Raw genomic sequence first — 13,889 nt, 5'->3', positions numbered from 1 at the left:
CGGCAAGTATTCAAGCCAGCCTAATTTGCATTAAGGCGCCTGATACCTGCCAGCTTATTTGGCCGCAATAACTCGCGCCGCACTTCATAATCTGTTATTTCAGGTAAAATCATCCTGTAACCTTTTAATAGCAAAGATTCTACCCAATTTTGGCACTCTAAAGTCACAGGCGCCGCCTTGGGATTCGTTAATATTCCCAGAGGCCCCGAATCAAATAAAAATATCATTTTTGTTGCCCAAATATCGACCTGTTAGAAGAAAGTCGATCTTAATCTAATACTTTTTGCAAACATTCACCAGTCTCTGTTTGTTCCTCAGGGTCTCCTTCTTCTCGCCATTTTCTCAACAACTCTATCGCTGCTAAATTTCTCTGCATTTGTTCTTCCTTCGTTCTGGCAGGAAGCACGGCAGATGATTTTATAGGAGCGTTATCTAATATTTTTTGATAAAATTCAACTAGCTTTATTCGTTCCTCGGCATTTCCTTCTTCTCGCCGCTTTTGCAACGACTCTCTTTCTGCTAAATTTCCCTGCGTTTGTTCTTCCTCCGTTCTAGCAGGAAGCACGTTATATGATTTTTGATTCGCGGTGTTTAGCCAATTAATCAGCCGTTGATCTACTACTTCCGCAATTATCGCTTTCAATTCTCCAACGGTCAACTCCGATACTGGTTTTGTTTCGAGAATTATCGCTTGCAGTTCTTCAACTGTTAAATCTGCTACTCGTTTGGCTTCCATTTTGTTGCCTCCTGGCGTACAAATAATTTTAACAATTTGAGATTCGAGAACTCGCAATTCTCAAATCTCAAATTCGAGTTTCCTCTCAACCGAACAACCGCTGCTGTCCGTTTGCCGCATCTTTGCCGGCATAAATCTCGCGTGTTCCCTTGGGAATGTAAATCCAATCGAATTCTTGCAAGCGGTTTGTTAAATTGGAAATGCTCACTCCCAATTCATCTCTCATTTTGTATAAATGCGACCACTTAGTTAAATCGCGTCCCTGTCTTTTTTCCTCCAAAATACACCGAGGCATTAACAAACAGCTTGCAAAATATTGCGCTTGCCATTCGATCGACAAAACCTTATTATCAGCACTCGCACCCCGACAAACAAACGGTTCCTCGACATCCTGGGCGGTTTTTCCTTGATTGCCCAAGTTTAATTCCAACTGTTCCACAGTGCCGTCTGCTTCGTCTTGATTGACGTGTAGCACCCAGTGGCCGATTTCGTGGGCGATCGTCGATTCGATGAAACCCGGCGGTTTTTCGAGAATCTGTTCGTTGATTTCGATTAACCGCTGCTGCGGCAAAATCCTCGCCGCGATCGCACCTTCTTCATCCGGCTCAATGCAGTCCCAAACTACGCCCAAATCCAGAAAATCAGCAACGGTTGTCGCCTCAAAAGGCCATCTCGGAGCAAAATTTTGCGTTTTCTGCATCTGCATCAAGATGTCATTTGCCAAACGCTCGATCGTTTCTTTGGGATAGAAGCAATACGGCTTAAAGATACTCACTTTGAGGGGCCTCTCTTACGCTTCAAAAGACTGTTTCAGCCAATCGGGATTTTCTTGCATTCGGCGGAAAAGAGCCTGCATTTCCTTCGGGTTCTGCTTCAGCAGCGCTTCATACTGCTGCGGCAGCCTCCCCGCCAAGAAAATCAATTCCTCTTCGTTTATGTCTAGATTCCGCGCTAATGCTCGGATTACCTCCTCTTTTGGCGCATAATCCGCTCGATCGTTCTCCAACTTCGACAAATAAGTAAAGTCCACACTTAGCATAGCTGCTAGCTCACGTTGTGAGTAAGCTTTGTCCTTGCGAGCTTGACGGATCAGTCTTCCAAATGTTTGTTCCACGGTTTTTTGCCTCCTGACAAGCATTCTAGCCTGTTTTGATGAAAAGTTCAACAAAACACTTGACGGGAAAATCAACCCAGGCTACCATGAGGATAGTTGACGATTTAATCAACTAAATCAACCGCCCTGTAGGGTCAAAAGTGGAAATTATCCCAGCCAACACGCTACAGATAGCGCCGTCAACTTCAGAGGAGTGAGAAGCGCTGGGCGTCAAAACGCTTGTACGCAGCAAATAAGGAGGAGCAGATCGCAAATGCTGAGAACCTGGACAGACACGCATTACAAGCTCGAAGACGATGACTGGCTATACATCGCCACCCACGAAGAACAAAGCTCAGCCTCACTCGTGTGTCCCGGCTACGCGCGGGATGGCGAAGGCTTCAGCATCCACTTCACCCCAGCGCACCTAGAAACCTTAGAGCATTTGCTCGCCGCGCTGCGGATTATCAAAGCTCAACAAGAGGCGATGCTTGAGTATACCTATCCAGAACCAAAAGCGACAACACATCTGATTAGGTAATCGAAGTTCAGCCGCGAGCAATGTACGAGATTTAACGGATTACCAATTCCCCGTAAAGCAATAAAGAACTAAGGAAAAACGAACAATGACTAAAACACAAGAAAGACCGACATTTTCAGTATTTGGTGCCAAACCGAGCAATGCTTTGCTAGTACCGGAAATCCCGATCGCCGTCCGAAACAACTGTCAGATTGGCCAATGGGCGATCGGCGACACCGACTACGGTTCAAAATGCTCAATGACAATTCTCAAATTCTCCAAATTCTTCGGCTCCCTCGGTCAAACTTCCCACACACTATGGGGTCAACTGTGGTTTGTCGCAGAAACCGGCGAATTGCCGCAAGGAGTAGTCATGGTGACTTACATCAAAAACCGCAGCTTGAACGATTTTAACGGGTTAGTTGCCTCAGTTCAATCTCGCGGAGTAGAGCCTGCTACAGGTATTTTTATTCCCGAATTTACCCAGCATTCCGGCGAAAAACCAGACGACAGCGGATTCGTTAAACCAATCAATTATTACAGTTTAAAATGGTCGTGGATGGACCGTAGCAACTGGGCAATTATCGACCAAGCAGCAGCAATTTTGTCCGATATGAGCAATCAATCTCGGATGATCGATTTGGAAGGAACGCGGCAAATGGTGTGTTTGGATAATCTCCCTCCCCAGGAAGTTGCACGCTTGATGGCTGCTCATGGTAAGGGTGAAAGTGATGCTATTGCTTTGAATTCCAACGGCGGTATGTCGCTACCGCCAGCGGAAGACAAATCAACTGCTGACTTGTTCTAATTCTGTTGTAAAGGCGCGATTTAATCGCGCCTTTACCATAACTGTTACAACCAAGAGTGAAATGAAGAAATTAACGAATCTGAAAACCCAACCCAACCTGCAAGAAAGCCGTTTGAAAGAGAATCTTGAGCTGCTCGACCAAATTCGAGCCGACGCAGTTAACGACATCGAAAGTCTCACCGAAGACTTCCATCACATGACTTTAGTTGCCGAATCTGTCCAGCGGAATTACCGAGCTTTGTTAGCCGAAAATCAATTGCTAAAAGGCACACTTTTAAGTATAATTGATGAGTGCGGCTGCTGGCAAGGAAATCCGTGCGATCGCTGCTGTAAAATTCTCAAAATTCTAGCCAGCGCCAATCCCGAAGAAAAACCCAACGCAGCCAGAAAGTACAGAGCCATTCTCAGCCAACTCCGCAACTTACAATAACTGAAAACGTCTCACTAAAAAGTCTCGCCAAGTTAGAATTAGGAGAAGCAAACATTATGACAATAGCAACTGCCAAGGATAGCAAAGCCAAAATTTTGCAAAACTTTCAGCAGATTTTAGCCGACAAGAAAAAGATCGAATCCAAAGTAGAAACCAAAGAAGAGTCAGCCGAAAAAGCCAAAAACAAACAACTCCTCGAAGTAGCTTCCACCTACACAATAGACAGCATCGTCAAAGGCTTGGCTGACTTGCAATTAGATTTCGGCAGCATCACCAACGGACTTTCCGAAAAACTGAAGGTCGAATCTTCCAAATTAGACGAATTAAAACGCGCGATCGAAATTGAAGCCCAACAATTGCAAGAGTTGCAGCAAATCAGAGTTGTAGCAGACGCCCTCCACATTTTAACTCAAGAGCACCGAGAAAAACTGACCCTGCTCGAACAAAACAGCGCCAACCAGCGCGAACTTATCGAAAAAGACACGACCCAAAAACGCAAAGTTTGGGAAAAAGAACAGCAAGAGTTTGACATAGCAATTCAAGAAGAGATTGCACTAATAACAAAAGAACGCCAGCGGGAAACAGCAGATTATCACTACGAATTAGAACGCACCCGCAAAATCGAAACCGACGAATACGAAGAAACAAAACGCAAACTAGAACGGGAATTGCAACAGTCTACTCGCGAAAAAGAGAAAAACTGGGTAGAACGTGAACAAGTCCTCAGCGACAATCAAGCGGAGTTTGAAGCAAATCAAAAGAAAGCGGCTGGATTTGAAGAAGAACTCAAACAGGCTTATGTTAAAGCCAAAGAAGAAGCAATTCAAGAAGTTTCTCGCGAAGCTAAAGTTAAAGCAGATTTGGTGGAGAAAGAATGGGAAGGCACTAAGCAAGGATATGAATTGAAAGCGCAATCTTTGCAGCAGACTATTGAGCGACAAACCGAACAAATCGCCGAAATTTCCGCGCAACTGCAAGCCACGATGAAGCAAGCGCAAGATTTGGCAATGAAAGCTTTTGCCAGCAAAGCTTAAAACCCAGTAAGGTGTGCAATGCTCACCTTACGGAAAAATGACAGAAATTTTCCCAACTATTAAGGAATGAAAAGTCATGAACAAAAGAGTTAGCGACAAAAGCACCAAGGCTGAAATTCTCGAAGCGTACAAGGAAGCAGCGCAAGAAAAAGCGCAGTTAGAATCGCAAATCCAAGAGCTAAACGCTTCCCAAAAGCAAAAACCAGCCCCAGAAAAACCTATTGTGGAGGCACAAAAACCAATGGCTTTAACTCAAAATCCACAAAAAATGCAGTCTACAATCGACAATTTGATTTTGCTGCAATTTGGCTTTGGTGGCGCTGTCAGTGAGTTGTCTGAGAAATTAACTTCAGAAGCTGCTAAACTCGAAGAATTGCGGCGCACGGTGGGCGAGGAAATTCAACAACTGCAAGAGTTGCACAGTTTAGAAGATGTTGCAGAAGATACGCTGGACAATTTAATTCAACAGTACGAAGAAAGCGCGAAAACTTTTGCTGGCGAACTCAGCGAACAGCGCGAAACTGTTGAACAGGAATTGTTGGAACGCCGGCAAGCTTGGGAAAAAGAGCAGGAACTCCAAAAGTTGGCAGTTAAAGAACGCAATGAGCATCACCAAAAAGCTCGCGATCGGGATGAAGAGTTGTATGATTATGATTTGAATCTTCAGCGAAATCTGGACATCGAAGAATACGAACAGCGCCAGAAAAGGCTGTATCAAGAAATCGAAGAGTTTCAGCAAGAACAGGAGAAACAGTGGGCGGAACGCGAAAAATCTATTTCGGAACGGGAAAAACTTTATGCTGAGGTGAAAGCTAAGGTAGAAGCTTTCCCGAAAGAACTGGAAGCTAATATCAAGAACGGGAAAGATAACGGCCGCAATATTGGCAATTATCAAGCTAAAGTTAAGGCTGATTTGTCTGCTAAAGATATCGAAGGGCAAAAGCAAAATTATGAACTGCAAATTCAAGGGATGTTGCAGACAATTCAAAATCAAGATGCGCGCCTCGCTAGCTTGTCGAAACAACTGGATTCTGCCTTAAAACAGGTTCAAGATTTGGCGGTGAAGGCGATTGAGGGTGCATCGAATTTGAGTTCTTTGCAAGCAGTCAGGGAAATTGCGATCGAACAAGCGAAGACTCAGCAGAAAAATAAGTAGATAAGACTCGGCGGTTGAAACCGGGGCTACACAAACAAAGTAGATAAGAGTCGGCGGTTGAAACCGCTGCATAGAGTCAAACTCTCGTCAGCGGAGGCGGAGTGGGAGAAGTAGGGTGCGCCGGACCGCGCACCTTACGCTATTTTGAGAAAAAACTAGCTTTCCTTAGTGGAGTTTTCTAACTGTCTACTCCCACCCAGTCTTCCTTGAGCCTTAAACCCTATCTACAGCGTTCTAATTTTTAGTAAAAAGTTCGATCGCACTGTTCACTTATCGAAACTGTCCCCTGCTCTCCTGACCGCTTCAGTCGCACTCTCTATGCTTTAAGTTAATCCACCAAAAGATATATTTGATCGAGAGGCACTATGCAGAAACAAATCCTACGTCAAAAAGATACTAATGCTTGGATACTTCAGTGCTGGGTTTCTTTTATTGTTGCCATTTCCGCAACTACTGTAGGTATCATTTATTTACAGGTAGACCCCTGGCAAAAAGCTTTTATGGGTATGGGTTTAACTTTTTCAGTCGGCTCGTCTTTTACTTTAGCAAAAACCATTCGCGATAACAACGAGGCAACAACATTAACTGCCAGAATTGACGAAGCTAGAGTTGAGAAAATTCTCGCTGAGCACCATCCTCTCAAATAAACTTGAATTATACAATGTATACAAAAAACAGCCCGGGCGGGCTGTTTTTGTTGTTTGAGCCACAGGTTTCAAGCTGTGGATGTGAATTGGGGATTTCAATGGCTACCTTTGAACTTACGATCGCCCAACTTATTCTTTTGTCGCTGGCGAATACCGGCCTTAACTGTCGCCATATCCACGGGAAAGCCAACGACAGGAATCACCTGATCCTTGCGTTCTTCTTCCAGATTCTTGAGTTCGGTGTAATCAACCCAGTGAATGCAATTCACCGGACAAGTGTCGATCGCCTCAGCAATCAACTCTTCAGAATCCCCGTCTTGTCGAACTACGCGCGATCGACCGTAATCCGGTTCAATATAAAAAGTATTGCGAGCAACGTGAGCGCAGTGCTTGCAGCCAATGCAGGTAATCTCATCAACATAGACACCTTTTTGGCGCAACACCCCGCCCAACTCGGGTTCCAAACCAGAGCGATCGGGCGCATCCCGCAAAAAACCTCCCAACTCCGGCTCTAAACCAGAGCGATCGCTTGCTGTATCTATTCCGAGTCCAGAAATCTCAGACATTTAGACCCCCCCAATAGTAAATAAGTCCGCGCAGGCGGACTTTGATGAGACAAGATTGCAAAAATCTCGAAAAATTATTAAGCGCACCAGCGCTGCACCACCAAGCGGAGCGAACCATCTTGATTTTGCTTTTGCTCAGAAACTTGGAAACCCTGCTTAGCGCTTTCATTCACCACAGTATGGTAAGCGTAGCGCTGAGTCACCTTATTCAGAAAACGGTCTACAGACCAAGCTTGCTGCCAAAACTGCAAGTCAGCCACCAATTCATACTCAGTCCCGTTCCAGCTAAAACCTAGGTCATAGCCGTTTTCTTGCTCAATCACGACCTCAGCGGTACTGGTTAGGCCGCGATAGCCGCGCACCTCAGTTGGGCCCGACTTCCAGTCGATACCCAAGTCAGTTAAAGCAGCTTCCAAAGAATTCAAATTGCGGATCTGGGTCTTAATTTGGCTAAAGTGTGACATGGTGATTCCAAAAAAATTTAAGTGAACTCAACAAAAAAAATTACCAATCGCTAAAAGCCACTTGGGCCGTCGCTTCGGCTGACTGATGCAGGGCTTGCGTGAAATATTCAGATGTTGACTCTTGATGAAGCACCACGCCGAGCTGAGCTTCAATTGCAGCCGTTACCTCAGCGCAGGAAGCACCGACAATGCCGGTGACTGTTTCCTGTACGCGGCCATCTGGATAGATCACAAACTCTAGTGTTTCCATAATCCGGGCTGACTGAATAGGAATAGTGAGAACAGACACCGACACCAGCAAGCCAGGGACGATGCCTCCTGAAGTCGCTTCTTGAGAGTTGGCTGACTGACAAAGCGCTATATCAATTTTGACTAATTGATAGGTTTTGAGTCACAACTTAACAGAACTTATTAATAAATAGAAGCAATACATCAGTTGTATGTAAAGTTTCGCGTAGATCGTGACACCAGTCAAGTCACTCTATATTTAGATTTTAGATTTTAGATTTTAGATTTTAGAGTGAGGAAGAAGGAAGAGGGGATGAACCGCAGAGGGCGCAGAGGGCGCAGAGAGAAGAAGGCAGAAGGTAAAAGGCAAAAGGCAAAAGTATAAATTCCCCACTTCCCCTCTAATTCCCTCTTGGGTCTAAAACGTCTCGCAGGCCGTCGCCCAAAAGGTTGAAACCCAGAACTGTCAAGGTAATCAGCAAACCTGGAAACACGATCGTCCAAGGAGACGAAAGAGCGTATCCGCCCTTAAAAGCATCAGAAAGCATCGTCCCCAACTCAGGAACCGGCGGCTGTGCGCCCAAACCCAAAAAACCTAAACCGGCAGCTTCTAGTGTCGCCGTACCAGTCGAAAGAGTTGCTTGTACAACTAGAGGCGCGAGACTTCCCGGCAAAATGTGGCGAAAAATAATCCGCAAGTCGCTGGCACCCAAGGCCTTGAGGGCCAAAACAAATTCTTGTTCCCGCAGAGACAGCACCATACTGCGAGTTAAACGGATGTAAATCGGAATTTGCACGAGGCTGACGGCGATAATTACGCTTTGCAGGCTCGGCCCGGTGACGGTAACAACGCCGATCGCCAGTAAAATCGAAGGAAAAGCTAACAAAATATCGGCCAAAGTGCCGATCGCCATTTCCAGCAACCCCCGAAAATACCCGGCCACGAGCCCCAAAAGCGCTCCCACAATTAAACCCGCACCCACAGAAACCAGGCTAACGAGTAAAGATATTCCCAATCCGTGCCACACCCGCACCAACAAATCTCGCCCCAAACCGTCGGTGCCAAACCAATGTTTAGCGCTAGGAGCCACTAAGCGCAACAAATAATTTCGATCGACCGCCGGATCGTAAGGAGAAAGTAGGGGGGCCAACAGTGCCCAGATCGTCAGCGCTACAGTCAAAATTAAGCCGATTTTCCCCGAAGTCGATCGCCAAAATCGTTGAAAAGCTTGTTTTGCAAATACTAAGTTGTTATTCAATCTTCGATTTTGCATCTTTTGCTGTCACAAAAAAAACTGAGGACTTGGGCAACTATTTCTAAGTGGCAAATGCCCGTTGAGAAATAGCAGATAAACGAAAGTTAAGGGCTCACGCTTCTATCTCACTTGTTGGCTAGGGCGATTCCTGCTCGGGATAAGTGCGATCGCGCGGACTTTGTGAAGCGCAGTGAGCAACACTCCTTTTGCGGAACCTCCTCTCAGGACCCAGATGCCTCTGGTGCCCATAAACTTATTAATTCATTGACAAGGGCGAGCAATTCAGATACAGACTCATTGACTTCTGGTGCTTCAAATCCATGAATCAATCGGTTTCTTACGCTTAAAAGTAGCATTGCTCGATCGTACTCTTCTATTGAAAGTTCTCCTTGCGAATACATATGTTTGATCAGAGATACAGGTGGAAATCTTTCAATTGGAATACTAACCTCCTCAGCTTGTCTACGCAGGAGTGCTTCAAGTGTTCCCCAAAGTGATAAAAACGCGCCTTCATTTTCTCCTGATGAAATTAGACGTTCACCCTGTGTTTTTCTCGTAAAGACTTGTTGCCAAGATAATAGATTTACTTCATTGGAGTTGTCTTTCAGTAAAGCATCTTCTTCAGTCATTAATAAGAAACGCCAGCCTGTATTTTCAGAAACTATTTCAGCAATTTCTTTCAACCTATCTATAGATGTTTGCCTGCCCGAAGCGTTGAATTCGATTATATAACCTTCGGCTTCGTTCTTTCTTACAATCAAATTTGGACGATATGTCCCTAAATCGAAAGGGATGTCTTCAGGTTCAGGGTCAACCAATACTGTATAGCCTGCTTGTCGGTATTTTTCGGCAATTTTAGATACTGATTTGTCGTGTATTAATTTAGCGGTCATAGATAGCTCTCCAGTGCTTTTGCTGAATTTATTCTAACGTAAACGCACTCACTGCCAGATCTTATGCCACGGAGCAACAATAACGGACATAGAGCAACGTCAAATGTGTCGCTAAGCGAGCGACGATGCGACTCCACATCTGTGACAAGTGAATCATCCTCATAAACTAACCCAATTAGTGCGTCCTGTATGGGCTTTATTATATTGTCTGTGTCAACAGGGTAAGTATCATAGAGGTATACTAAAGTTAAATGAACGTTTCCTGAATAAGGATCTCCTACCCAAGTTTTTGACGCTTCTGCACGCACAAATGCTTGCCAATCCTGTCGCTTGCATTTCTTTCTCGTTTGCAAAGATACAGGGCGTTTTGGAATCAGAAACTCAAATTGCATTGGCAACTCCGAAACTTGAATGCGAAAAGAAGGGATTAAAGGCTAAATTCAAACTAGACTATAACTTGCAACTTTTAAGAAATCAACTTTTGTTTTGTCGATCGCACTGATTTCTCATCACCCTCACGCCCTCACCGCTCTCGCATTTCGCGTGAAGCGAAGCTATCCCGAAGGGAATCGCCCCCGACAACATCCCCAGCAACCATCAGCCGTGGGATCAATCTAAAATCTAAAATCTAAAATCTAAAATCGGATGACCCTTTAAGATATAGAGAACAAGATAAATTTAAAAGCGCAATGACATCAACCCTACTCAAATCCTCCTCCCGATCCCCCCTCAACGCCCCAACAGTCCGCCATTTCCCCAACGGTCTGACAGTTATAGCCGAACACTTGCCAGTCGATGCTGTTAACCTCAGCGTATGGCTCAATTTAGGCTCAGCCGTCGAACCAGACGAAATCAACGGCATGGCTCACTTTTTAGAACACATGATTTTTAAGGGAACTCCGAGCATCAAAAGCGGAGAATTTGAGCGCGCGATCGAGCAGCGCGGTGCTGTCACCAATGCAGCCACCAGCCAAGATTACACTAACTACTACATCACCACAGCCCCTAAAGATTTTGCCGAACTAGCTCCCCTGCAAGTCGATGTGTTGCTCAACGCCAGCATTCCCGACGACGCCTTCGATCGAGAACGGCTGGTAGTCTTAGAAGAAATTAGACGATCGGAAGACAATCCCCGCCGCCGCACCTATCAGCGATCGATGGAATTAGCGTTTGAAGTCCTGCCCTACAAGCGACCGGTACTCGGCCCGACTGCGGTAATCGAACAGCTTACCGCGCAACAAATGCGGGATTTCCACAGCAGCAGATATCACCCAGGGGCCATGACAGCCGTAGCTGTAGGCAATTTGCCAGTCGATCGACTAATAGAAATTGTTGTAGACAGTTTTGCAGCAAAAAGCACATCACAAAACAACAAAATAAATGCGCCTGCTGTCAGCAACTTTCACCCAGAATCCCAAATCCTGAACTACGGCCAAGAATCGCCGTTTACAGAAACAGTCCGCCGCGAATTTGTAGACTCTGCCCTTCAGCAAGCCCGACTGATCGTGATGTGGCGAGTGCCAGGTTTCATGGAAATGTCCGAAACTTATGCCCTGGACGTTTTGGCGACAATATTGGGTCACGGCCGCACAACTCGCTTGGTTCAGGATTTGCGCGAAGAAAAAGGGTTAGTTTCGTCAATTTCGGTCAGCAACATGACTCAGCGACTCGGCGGCGTATTCTCGATTTCTGCTCAACTACCGACAGAAAACTTGGCAGCAGTGGAAGCTGCGATCGTCCAACACATCCGCACTCTCCAAACTGAACTGGTGACAGATGCCGAAATTTCCCGCATCCGCACCCAAGTAGCAAATCGGTTTATCTTTGGTAACGAAACTCCGAGCGATCGAGCAAGTTTGTACGGTTACTATCACTCGATGTTAGGAGATATCGCTCCCGCCCTCAACTATGCCGCCTGCATCCAAGCTCAGACGGCGCAGGATCTCCGAGAAGCCGCCGTAAAATATCTGTCTCCCGACGCAATGGGTGTTGTGGTAATTCGTCCGGACGAAGCATAAACAGGACGATCGCCTCAACAGGGGAATTCTGCCCTCCCTCTGCTTCCCCGGCATCCAACAGCATTCGGCATTCGGCAGAAAGAATGCCAACGGGCACCAGGGATTTTTAGTCAATAGTGCCTGAAATTCGATCGACCCTCGCCTTGAAGGTTTTGTATCAAATAATTAATATGAAGCCTTTAAGGTACGGGCGATCGATAAAATCACCGTAATTTTATGAGAGGATAAACTGGGAATTATTGACAATCAAGCAATTGGGTCCCGGGCCACCGGATTTATCTGCGATCGTAATATCAAATCCGTTAGCATCGTCCTGTATTCATCTCTCTGTTCTCTTTCTCTGCGTTCTCTGCGTACTCTGCGGTTTAATCATTCCAATGCAACCGGAATTGATATAAATCTAAAATCTAAAATCTAAAATCTAAAATCGATAATTTTATGAGAGGATAAACGGGGAATTATGGACAATCAAGCAATTGGGTCCCGGGCCACCGGATTTATCTGCAGTCATAAATCTCAAATCTAAAATCTCAAATCTAAAATCGATAATTTTATGAGAGGATAAACGGGGAATTATTGACAATCAAGCAATTGGGTCCCGGGCCACCGGATTTATCTGCCGTCGTAATTCTAAAATCTAAAATCTCAAATCTAAAATCTCAAATCGATCGTGGGCACGCAAGCATGAAATTACAAAACTTTCTCAACTCAAAAATGAGGTACGATGCCAAAGCAATAGCTGCTGACGACGAACTCAGCCACCAAATTCAAAGCCGCCTCATTGACCTGGGTTTACTGAAACCTCCCGTAGACGGAAAATTTGGCCCTCTCTCTACTGCTGCTTTGCACCGATTTCAAACTCTGATGAAGTGCGGCGAAGCTGGTTTTTTGGGAGCAGTCACAGCCACAAAGCTGATCGAAACTAAACCAGGGGACATTCCCACACCTCCCCTGATACTGAAAACGCTCAGAGACACCATTTTTAAATCAAAACCGCTGGCATCTTCTGCGCTTCTGGACTCGGAAAAACAATTAATACCAGGGGGAAAAGAGTTTGAGATCCTGGCTTTTGCTCCGACTCGCAATCACATCAGAGTTGCTCTGCGTAACGAGTCTTTCAAAGGTTCAGGGATTTGGTATGTTTTCGGATCGCACGCTCAAATTAGTCAAGACGAGCTTGTGTTTTATCCCAAACCGAATCCCCCAACTGTCAGGCTTGGCATTCCTTATCGATCGCAAATGGATAACTTGTACAATCCTACAGGTTCTGCCAATGTAACTTCAATAGCGATGTGTCTGGACTTTTTGAGGGTGCCGCGGCGCCAAAAAACCGGGCAATATGAAGACGAACTCTACGAATATGCGATCGCCAAAGGTTACAGTCGCTGGGATCCCTACGATTTAGCGAAGATTGTTAAAGATTACGGCGCTCAAGATTTCTTTACCGAAAATGCAACAATTGAGGATGTTCAAGATTGGCTCGCCAGCGGAAATCCCGCTGTTATCTACGGATACTTCACGTCTTTCGGTCACATTCTAGTTGTCGCAGGCTACGACAGCGAGGGATTCTTCGTTCACGATCCCTATGGCGAGTGGTTCCCAAGCGGCTACGACACAAGTGCCAGCGGTGCCTACTTGCACTATCCCTATCGCTTAATCCGCAGCGTGTGTATGGCTGACGGGAATTTTTGGGTTCATTTTATCTCTAAGTAATTGTTAGTCATTAGTCATTAGTCATTAGTCATTAGTCATTAGTTATATCAAGTCCGGTCGAGCGACCGCGATTTTTGTAGGGGCGGGTTCACCAACAATACCTGCCAATAATTGACAATCTCAAAAACCCGCCCCGACCGGGATATTATGGTTAATTGATCGGACATGATATCATTAGTTATTAGCTAATACCAATTTAATGTGAAGTTGCACATATCTCGATCCCCCTAAATCCCCCTTAATAAGGGGGACTTTGATGGGAATCTTGTCCCCCCCTTATTAAGGGGGGCTAGGGGGGATCGGATTCTATGCAGCCTCATAAAAAAT

General features: G+C 45.5%; 17 protein-coding genes. 8 read left to right on the top strand and 9 right to left on the bottom strand.

The window, feature by feature from the left end; all coding sequences use genetic code 11:
* Nucleotides 1-268: 268 nt before the first annotated feature.
* Genes ACUVJL_RS08580 through ACUVJL_RS08570 form a run of 3 tightly spaced genes read right to left on the bottom strand, consistent with a single transcriptional unit; the run spans nucleotide 269 to nucleotide 1,850 of the window.
* Nucleotides 269-793 carry a hypothetical protein gene (locus ACUVJL_RS08580; RefSeq protein WP_445245452.1) on the bottom strand — a complete coding sequence of 175 codons (525 nt, stop codon included), beginning with the start codon at nucleotides 791-793 and terminating at the stop codon, nucleotides 269-271.
* A gap of 28 nt (nucleotides 794-821) precedes the next feature.
* Nucleotides 822-1,511, bottom strand: a complete 690-nt coding sequence (locus ACUVJL_RS08575; RefSeq protein ID WP_445245451.1) for an ImmA/IrrE family metallo-endopeptidase — start codon at nucleotides 1,509-1,511, stop codon at nucleotides 822-824.
* 15 nt (nucleotides 1,512-1,526) lie between these two features.
* The gene (locus tag ACUVJL_RS08570; RefSeq protein ID WP_006634885.1) at nucleotides 1,527-1,850 is read right to left on the bottom strand and encodes a helix-turn-helix domain-containing protein; all 324 of its coding nucleotides are present in this window, start codon (nucleotides 1,848-1,850) and stop codon (nucleotides 1,527-1,529) included.
* A gap of 253 nt (nucleotides 1,851-2,103) precedes the next feature.
* On the opposite strand from ACUVJL_RS08570, the gene ACUVJL_RS08565 reads away from it, so the two are divergent.
* From ACUVJL_RS08565 to ACUVJL_RS08540, 6 genes are all read left to right on the top strand, one after another.
* Nucleotides 2,104-2,370 (top strand): hypothetical protein, encoded by a 267-nt coding sequence (locus tag ACUVJL_RS08565; protein ID WP_006634886.1) that lies wholly within the window; start codon nucleotides 2,104-2,106, stop codon nucleotides 2,368-2,370.
* An 85-nt stretch (nucleotides 2,371-2,455) separates the two neighbouring features.
* On the top strand, nucleotides 2,456-3,157 hold the full coding sequence (locus ACUVJL_RS08560) for a hypothetical protein (protein WP_445245450.1): 702 nt from the start codon (nucleotides 2,456-2,458) through the stop codon (nucleotides 3,155-3,157).
* A gap of 61 nt (nucleotides 3,158-3,218) precedes the next feature.
* Entirely contained in the window at nucleotides 3,219-3,587 is a 369-nt protein-coding gene (locus ACUVJL_RS08555) for a hypothetical protein (RefSeq protein WP_445245449.1), read from the top strand.
* 56 nt (nucleotides 3,588-3,643) lie between these two features.
* Nucleotides 3,644-4,621 carry a hypothetical protein gene (locus ACUVJL_RS08550; protein ID WP_445245448.1) on the top strand — a complete coding sequence of 326 codons (978 nt, stop codon included), beginning with the start codon at nucleotides 3,644-3,646 and terminating at the stop codon, nucleotides 4,619-4,621.
* A 76-nt stretch (nucleotides 4,622-4,697) separates the two neighbouring features.
* Entirely contained in the window at nucleotides 4,698-5,777 is a 1,080-nt protein-coding gene (locus ACUVJL_RS08545; RefSeq protein WP_445245447.1) for a hypothetical protein, read from the top strand.
* A gap of 365 nt (nucleotides 5,778-6,142) precedes the next feature.
* Nucleotides 6,143-6,424 carry a YiaA/YiaB family inner membrane protein gene (locus tag ACUVJL_RS08540; protein WP_333139957.1) on the top strand — a complete coding sequence of 94 codons (282 nt, stop codon included), beginning with the start codon at nucleotides 6,143-6,145 and terminating at the stop codon, nucleotides 6,422-6,424.
* A gap of 95 nt (nucleotides 6,425-6,519) precedes the next feature.
* Here the strand turns inward: ACUVJL_RS08540 and ACUVJL_RS08535 are convergent, their stop codons facing one another.
* The 6 genes from ACUVJL_RS08535 to ACUVJL_RS08510 form a co-directional block, all read right to left on the bottom strand.
* Nucleotides 6,520-6,990 (bottom strand): ferredoxin, encoded by a 471-nt coding sequence (locus tag ACUVJL_RS08535; RefSeq protein WP_445245446.1) that lies wholly within the window; start codon nucleotides 6,988-6,990, stop codon nucleotides 6,520-6,522.
* 77 nt (nucleotides 6,991-7,067) lie between these two features.
* A complete protein-coding gene (locus ACUVJL_RS08530) occupies nucleotides 7,068-7,454 on the bottom strand; it encodes a DUF1257 domain-containing protein (RefSeq protein WP_333417634.1) in 387 nt (128 codons plus the stop codon).
* A gap of 40 nt (nucleotides 7,455-7,494) precedes the next feature.
* The gene (locus ACUVJL_RS08525; RefSeq protein WP_015176940.1) at nucleotides 7,495-7,704 is read right to left on the bottom strand and encodes a DUF2997 domain-containing protein; all 210 of its coding nucleotides are present in this window, start codon (nucleotides 7,702-7,704) and stop codon (nucleotides 7,495-7,497) included.
* A gap of 379 nt (nucleotides 7,705-8,083) precedes the next feature.
* Nucleotides 8,084-8,941: an ABC transporter permease gene (locus ACUVJL_RS08520; protein ID WP_445245445.1), complete on the bottom strand. Its 858-nt coding sequence runs from the start codon at nucleotides 8,939-8,941 to the stop codon at nucleotides 8,084-8,086.
* A gap of 218 nt (nucleotides 8,942-9,159) precedes the next feature.
* On the bottom strand, nucleotides 9,160-9,831 hold the full coding sequence (locus tag ACUVJL_RS08515) for a hypothetical protein (protein WP_445245444.1): 672 nt from the start codon (nucleotides 9,829-9,831) through the stop codon (nucleotides 9,160-9,162).
* Nucleotides 9,828-10,223, bottom strand: a complete 396-nt coding sequence (locus tag ACUVJL_RS08510; RefSeq protein ID WP_445245443.1) for a RusA family crossover junction endodeoxyribonuclease — start codon at nucleotides 10,221-10,223, stop codon at nucleotides 9,828-9,830. Before ACUVJL_RS08510 ends, ACUVJL_RS08515 begins: the two co-directional genes overlap by 4 nt.
* A gap of 297 nt (nucleotides 10,224-10,520) precedes the next feature.
* Here ACUVJL_RS08510 and ACUVJL_RS08505 point away from each other — a divergent pair, with 297 nt between their 5' ends.
* Both ACUVJL_RS08505 and ACUVJL_RS08500 read left to right on the top strand, forming a co-directional pair.
* A complete protein-coding gene (locus tag ACUVJL_RS08505) occupies nucleotides 10,521-11,849 on the top strand; it encodes a M16 family metallopeptidase (protein WP_445245442.1) in 1,329 nt (442 codons plus the stop codon).
* A 684-nt stretch (nucleotides 11,850-12,533) separates the two neighbouring features.
* A complete protein-coding gene (locus ACUVJL_RS08500) occupies nucleotides 12,534-13,562 on the top strand; it encodes a C39 family peptidase (RefSeq protein ID WP_445245441.1) in 1,029 nt (342 codons plus the stop codon).
* The last annotated feature ends 327 nt before the right edge of the window (nucleotides 13,563-13,889 follow it).

Source organism: Microcoleus sp. OTE_8_concoct_300, assembly GCF_031383065.1.
Lineage (GTDB): Bacteria > Cyanobacteriota > Cyanobacteriia > Cyanobacteriales > Microcoleaceae > Microcoleus.
This window is presented reverse-complemented; position numbering and strand designations above follow the sequence as displayed.

Bases quoted from the DNA above. Each gene is read 5' to 3' on its own strand.
- ACUVJL_RS08545 (WP_445245447.1), top strand. From the start codon at position 4,698: ATGAACAAAAGAGTTAGCGACAAAAGCACCAAGGCTGAAATTCTCGAA.
- ACUVJL_RS08540 (WP_333139957.1), top strand. From the start codon at position 6,143: ATGCAGAAACAAATCCTACGTCAAAAAGATACTAATGCTTGGATACTT.
- ACUVJL_RS08535 (WP_445245446.1), bottom strand. From the start codon at position 6,990: ATGTCTGAGATTTCTGGACTCGGAATAGATACAGCAAGCGATCGCTCT.
- ACUVJL_RS08530 (WP_333417634.1), bottom strand. From the start codon at position 7,454: ATGTCACACTTTAGCCAAATTAAGACCCAGATCCGCAATTTGAATTCT.
- ACUVJL_RS08500 (WP_445245441.1), top strand. From the start codon at position 12,534: ATGAAATTACAAAACTTTCTCAACTCAAAAATGAGGTACGATGCCAAA.
- ACUVJL_RS08555 (WP_445245449.1), top strand. From the start codon at position 3,219: ATGAAGAAATTAACGAATCTGAAAACCCAACCCAACCTGCAAGAAAGC.
- ACUVJL_RS08525 (WP_015176940.1), bottom strand. From the start codon at position 7,704: ATGGAAACACTAGAGTTTGTGATCTATCCAGATGGCCGCGTACAGGAA.
- ACUVJL_RS08510 (WP_445245443.1), bottom strand. From the start codon at position 10,223: ATGCAATTTGAGTTTCTGATTCCAAAACGCCCTGTATCTTTGCAAACG.
- ACUVJL_RS08550 (WP_445245448.1), top strand. From the start codon at position 3,644: ATGACAATAGCAACTGCCAAGGATAGCAAAGCCAAAATTTTGCAAAAC.
- ACUVJL_RS08515 (WP_445245444.1), bottom strand. From the start codon at position 9,831: ATGACCGCTAAATTAATACACGACAAATCAGTATCTAAAATTGCCGAA.
- ACUVJL_RS08505 (WP_445245442.1), top strand. From the start codon at position 10,521: ATGACATCAACCCTACTCAAATCCTCCTCCCGATCCCCCCTCAACGCC.
- ACUVJL_RS08560 (WP_445245450.1), top strand. From the start codon at position 2,456: ATGACTAAAACACAAGAAAGACCGACATTTTCAGTATTTGGTGCCAAA.
- ACUVJL_RS08565 (WP_006634886.1), top strand. From the start codon at position 2,104: ATGCTGAGAACCTGGACAGACACGCATTACAAGCTCGAAGACGATGAC.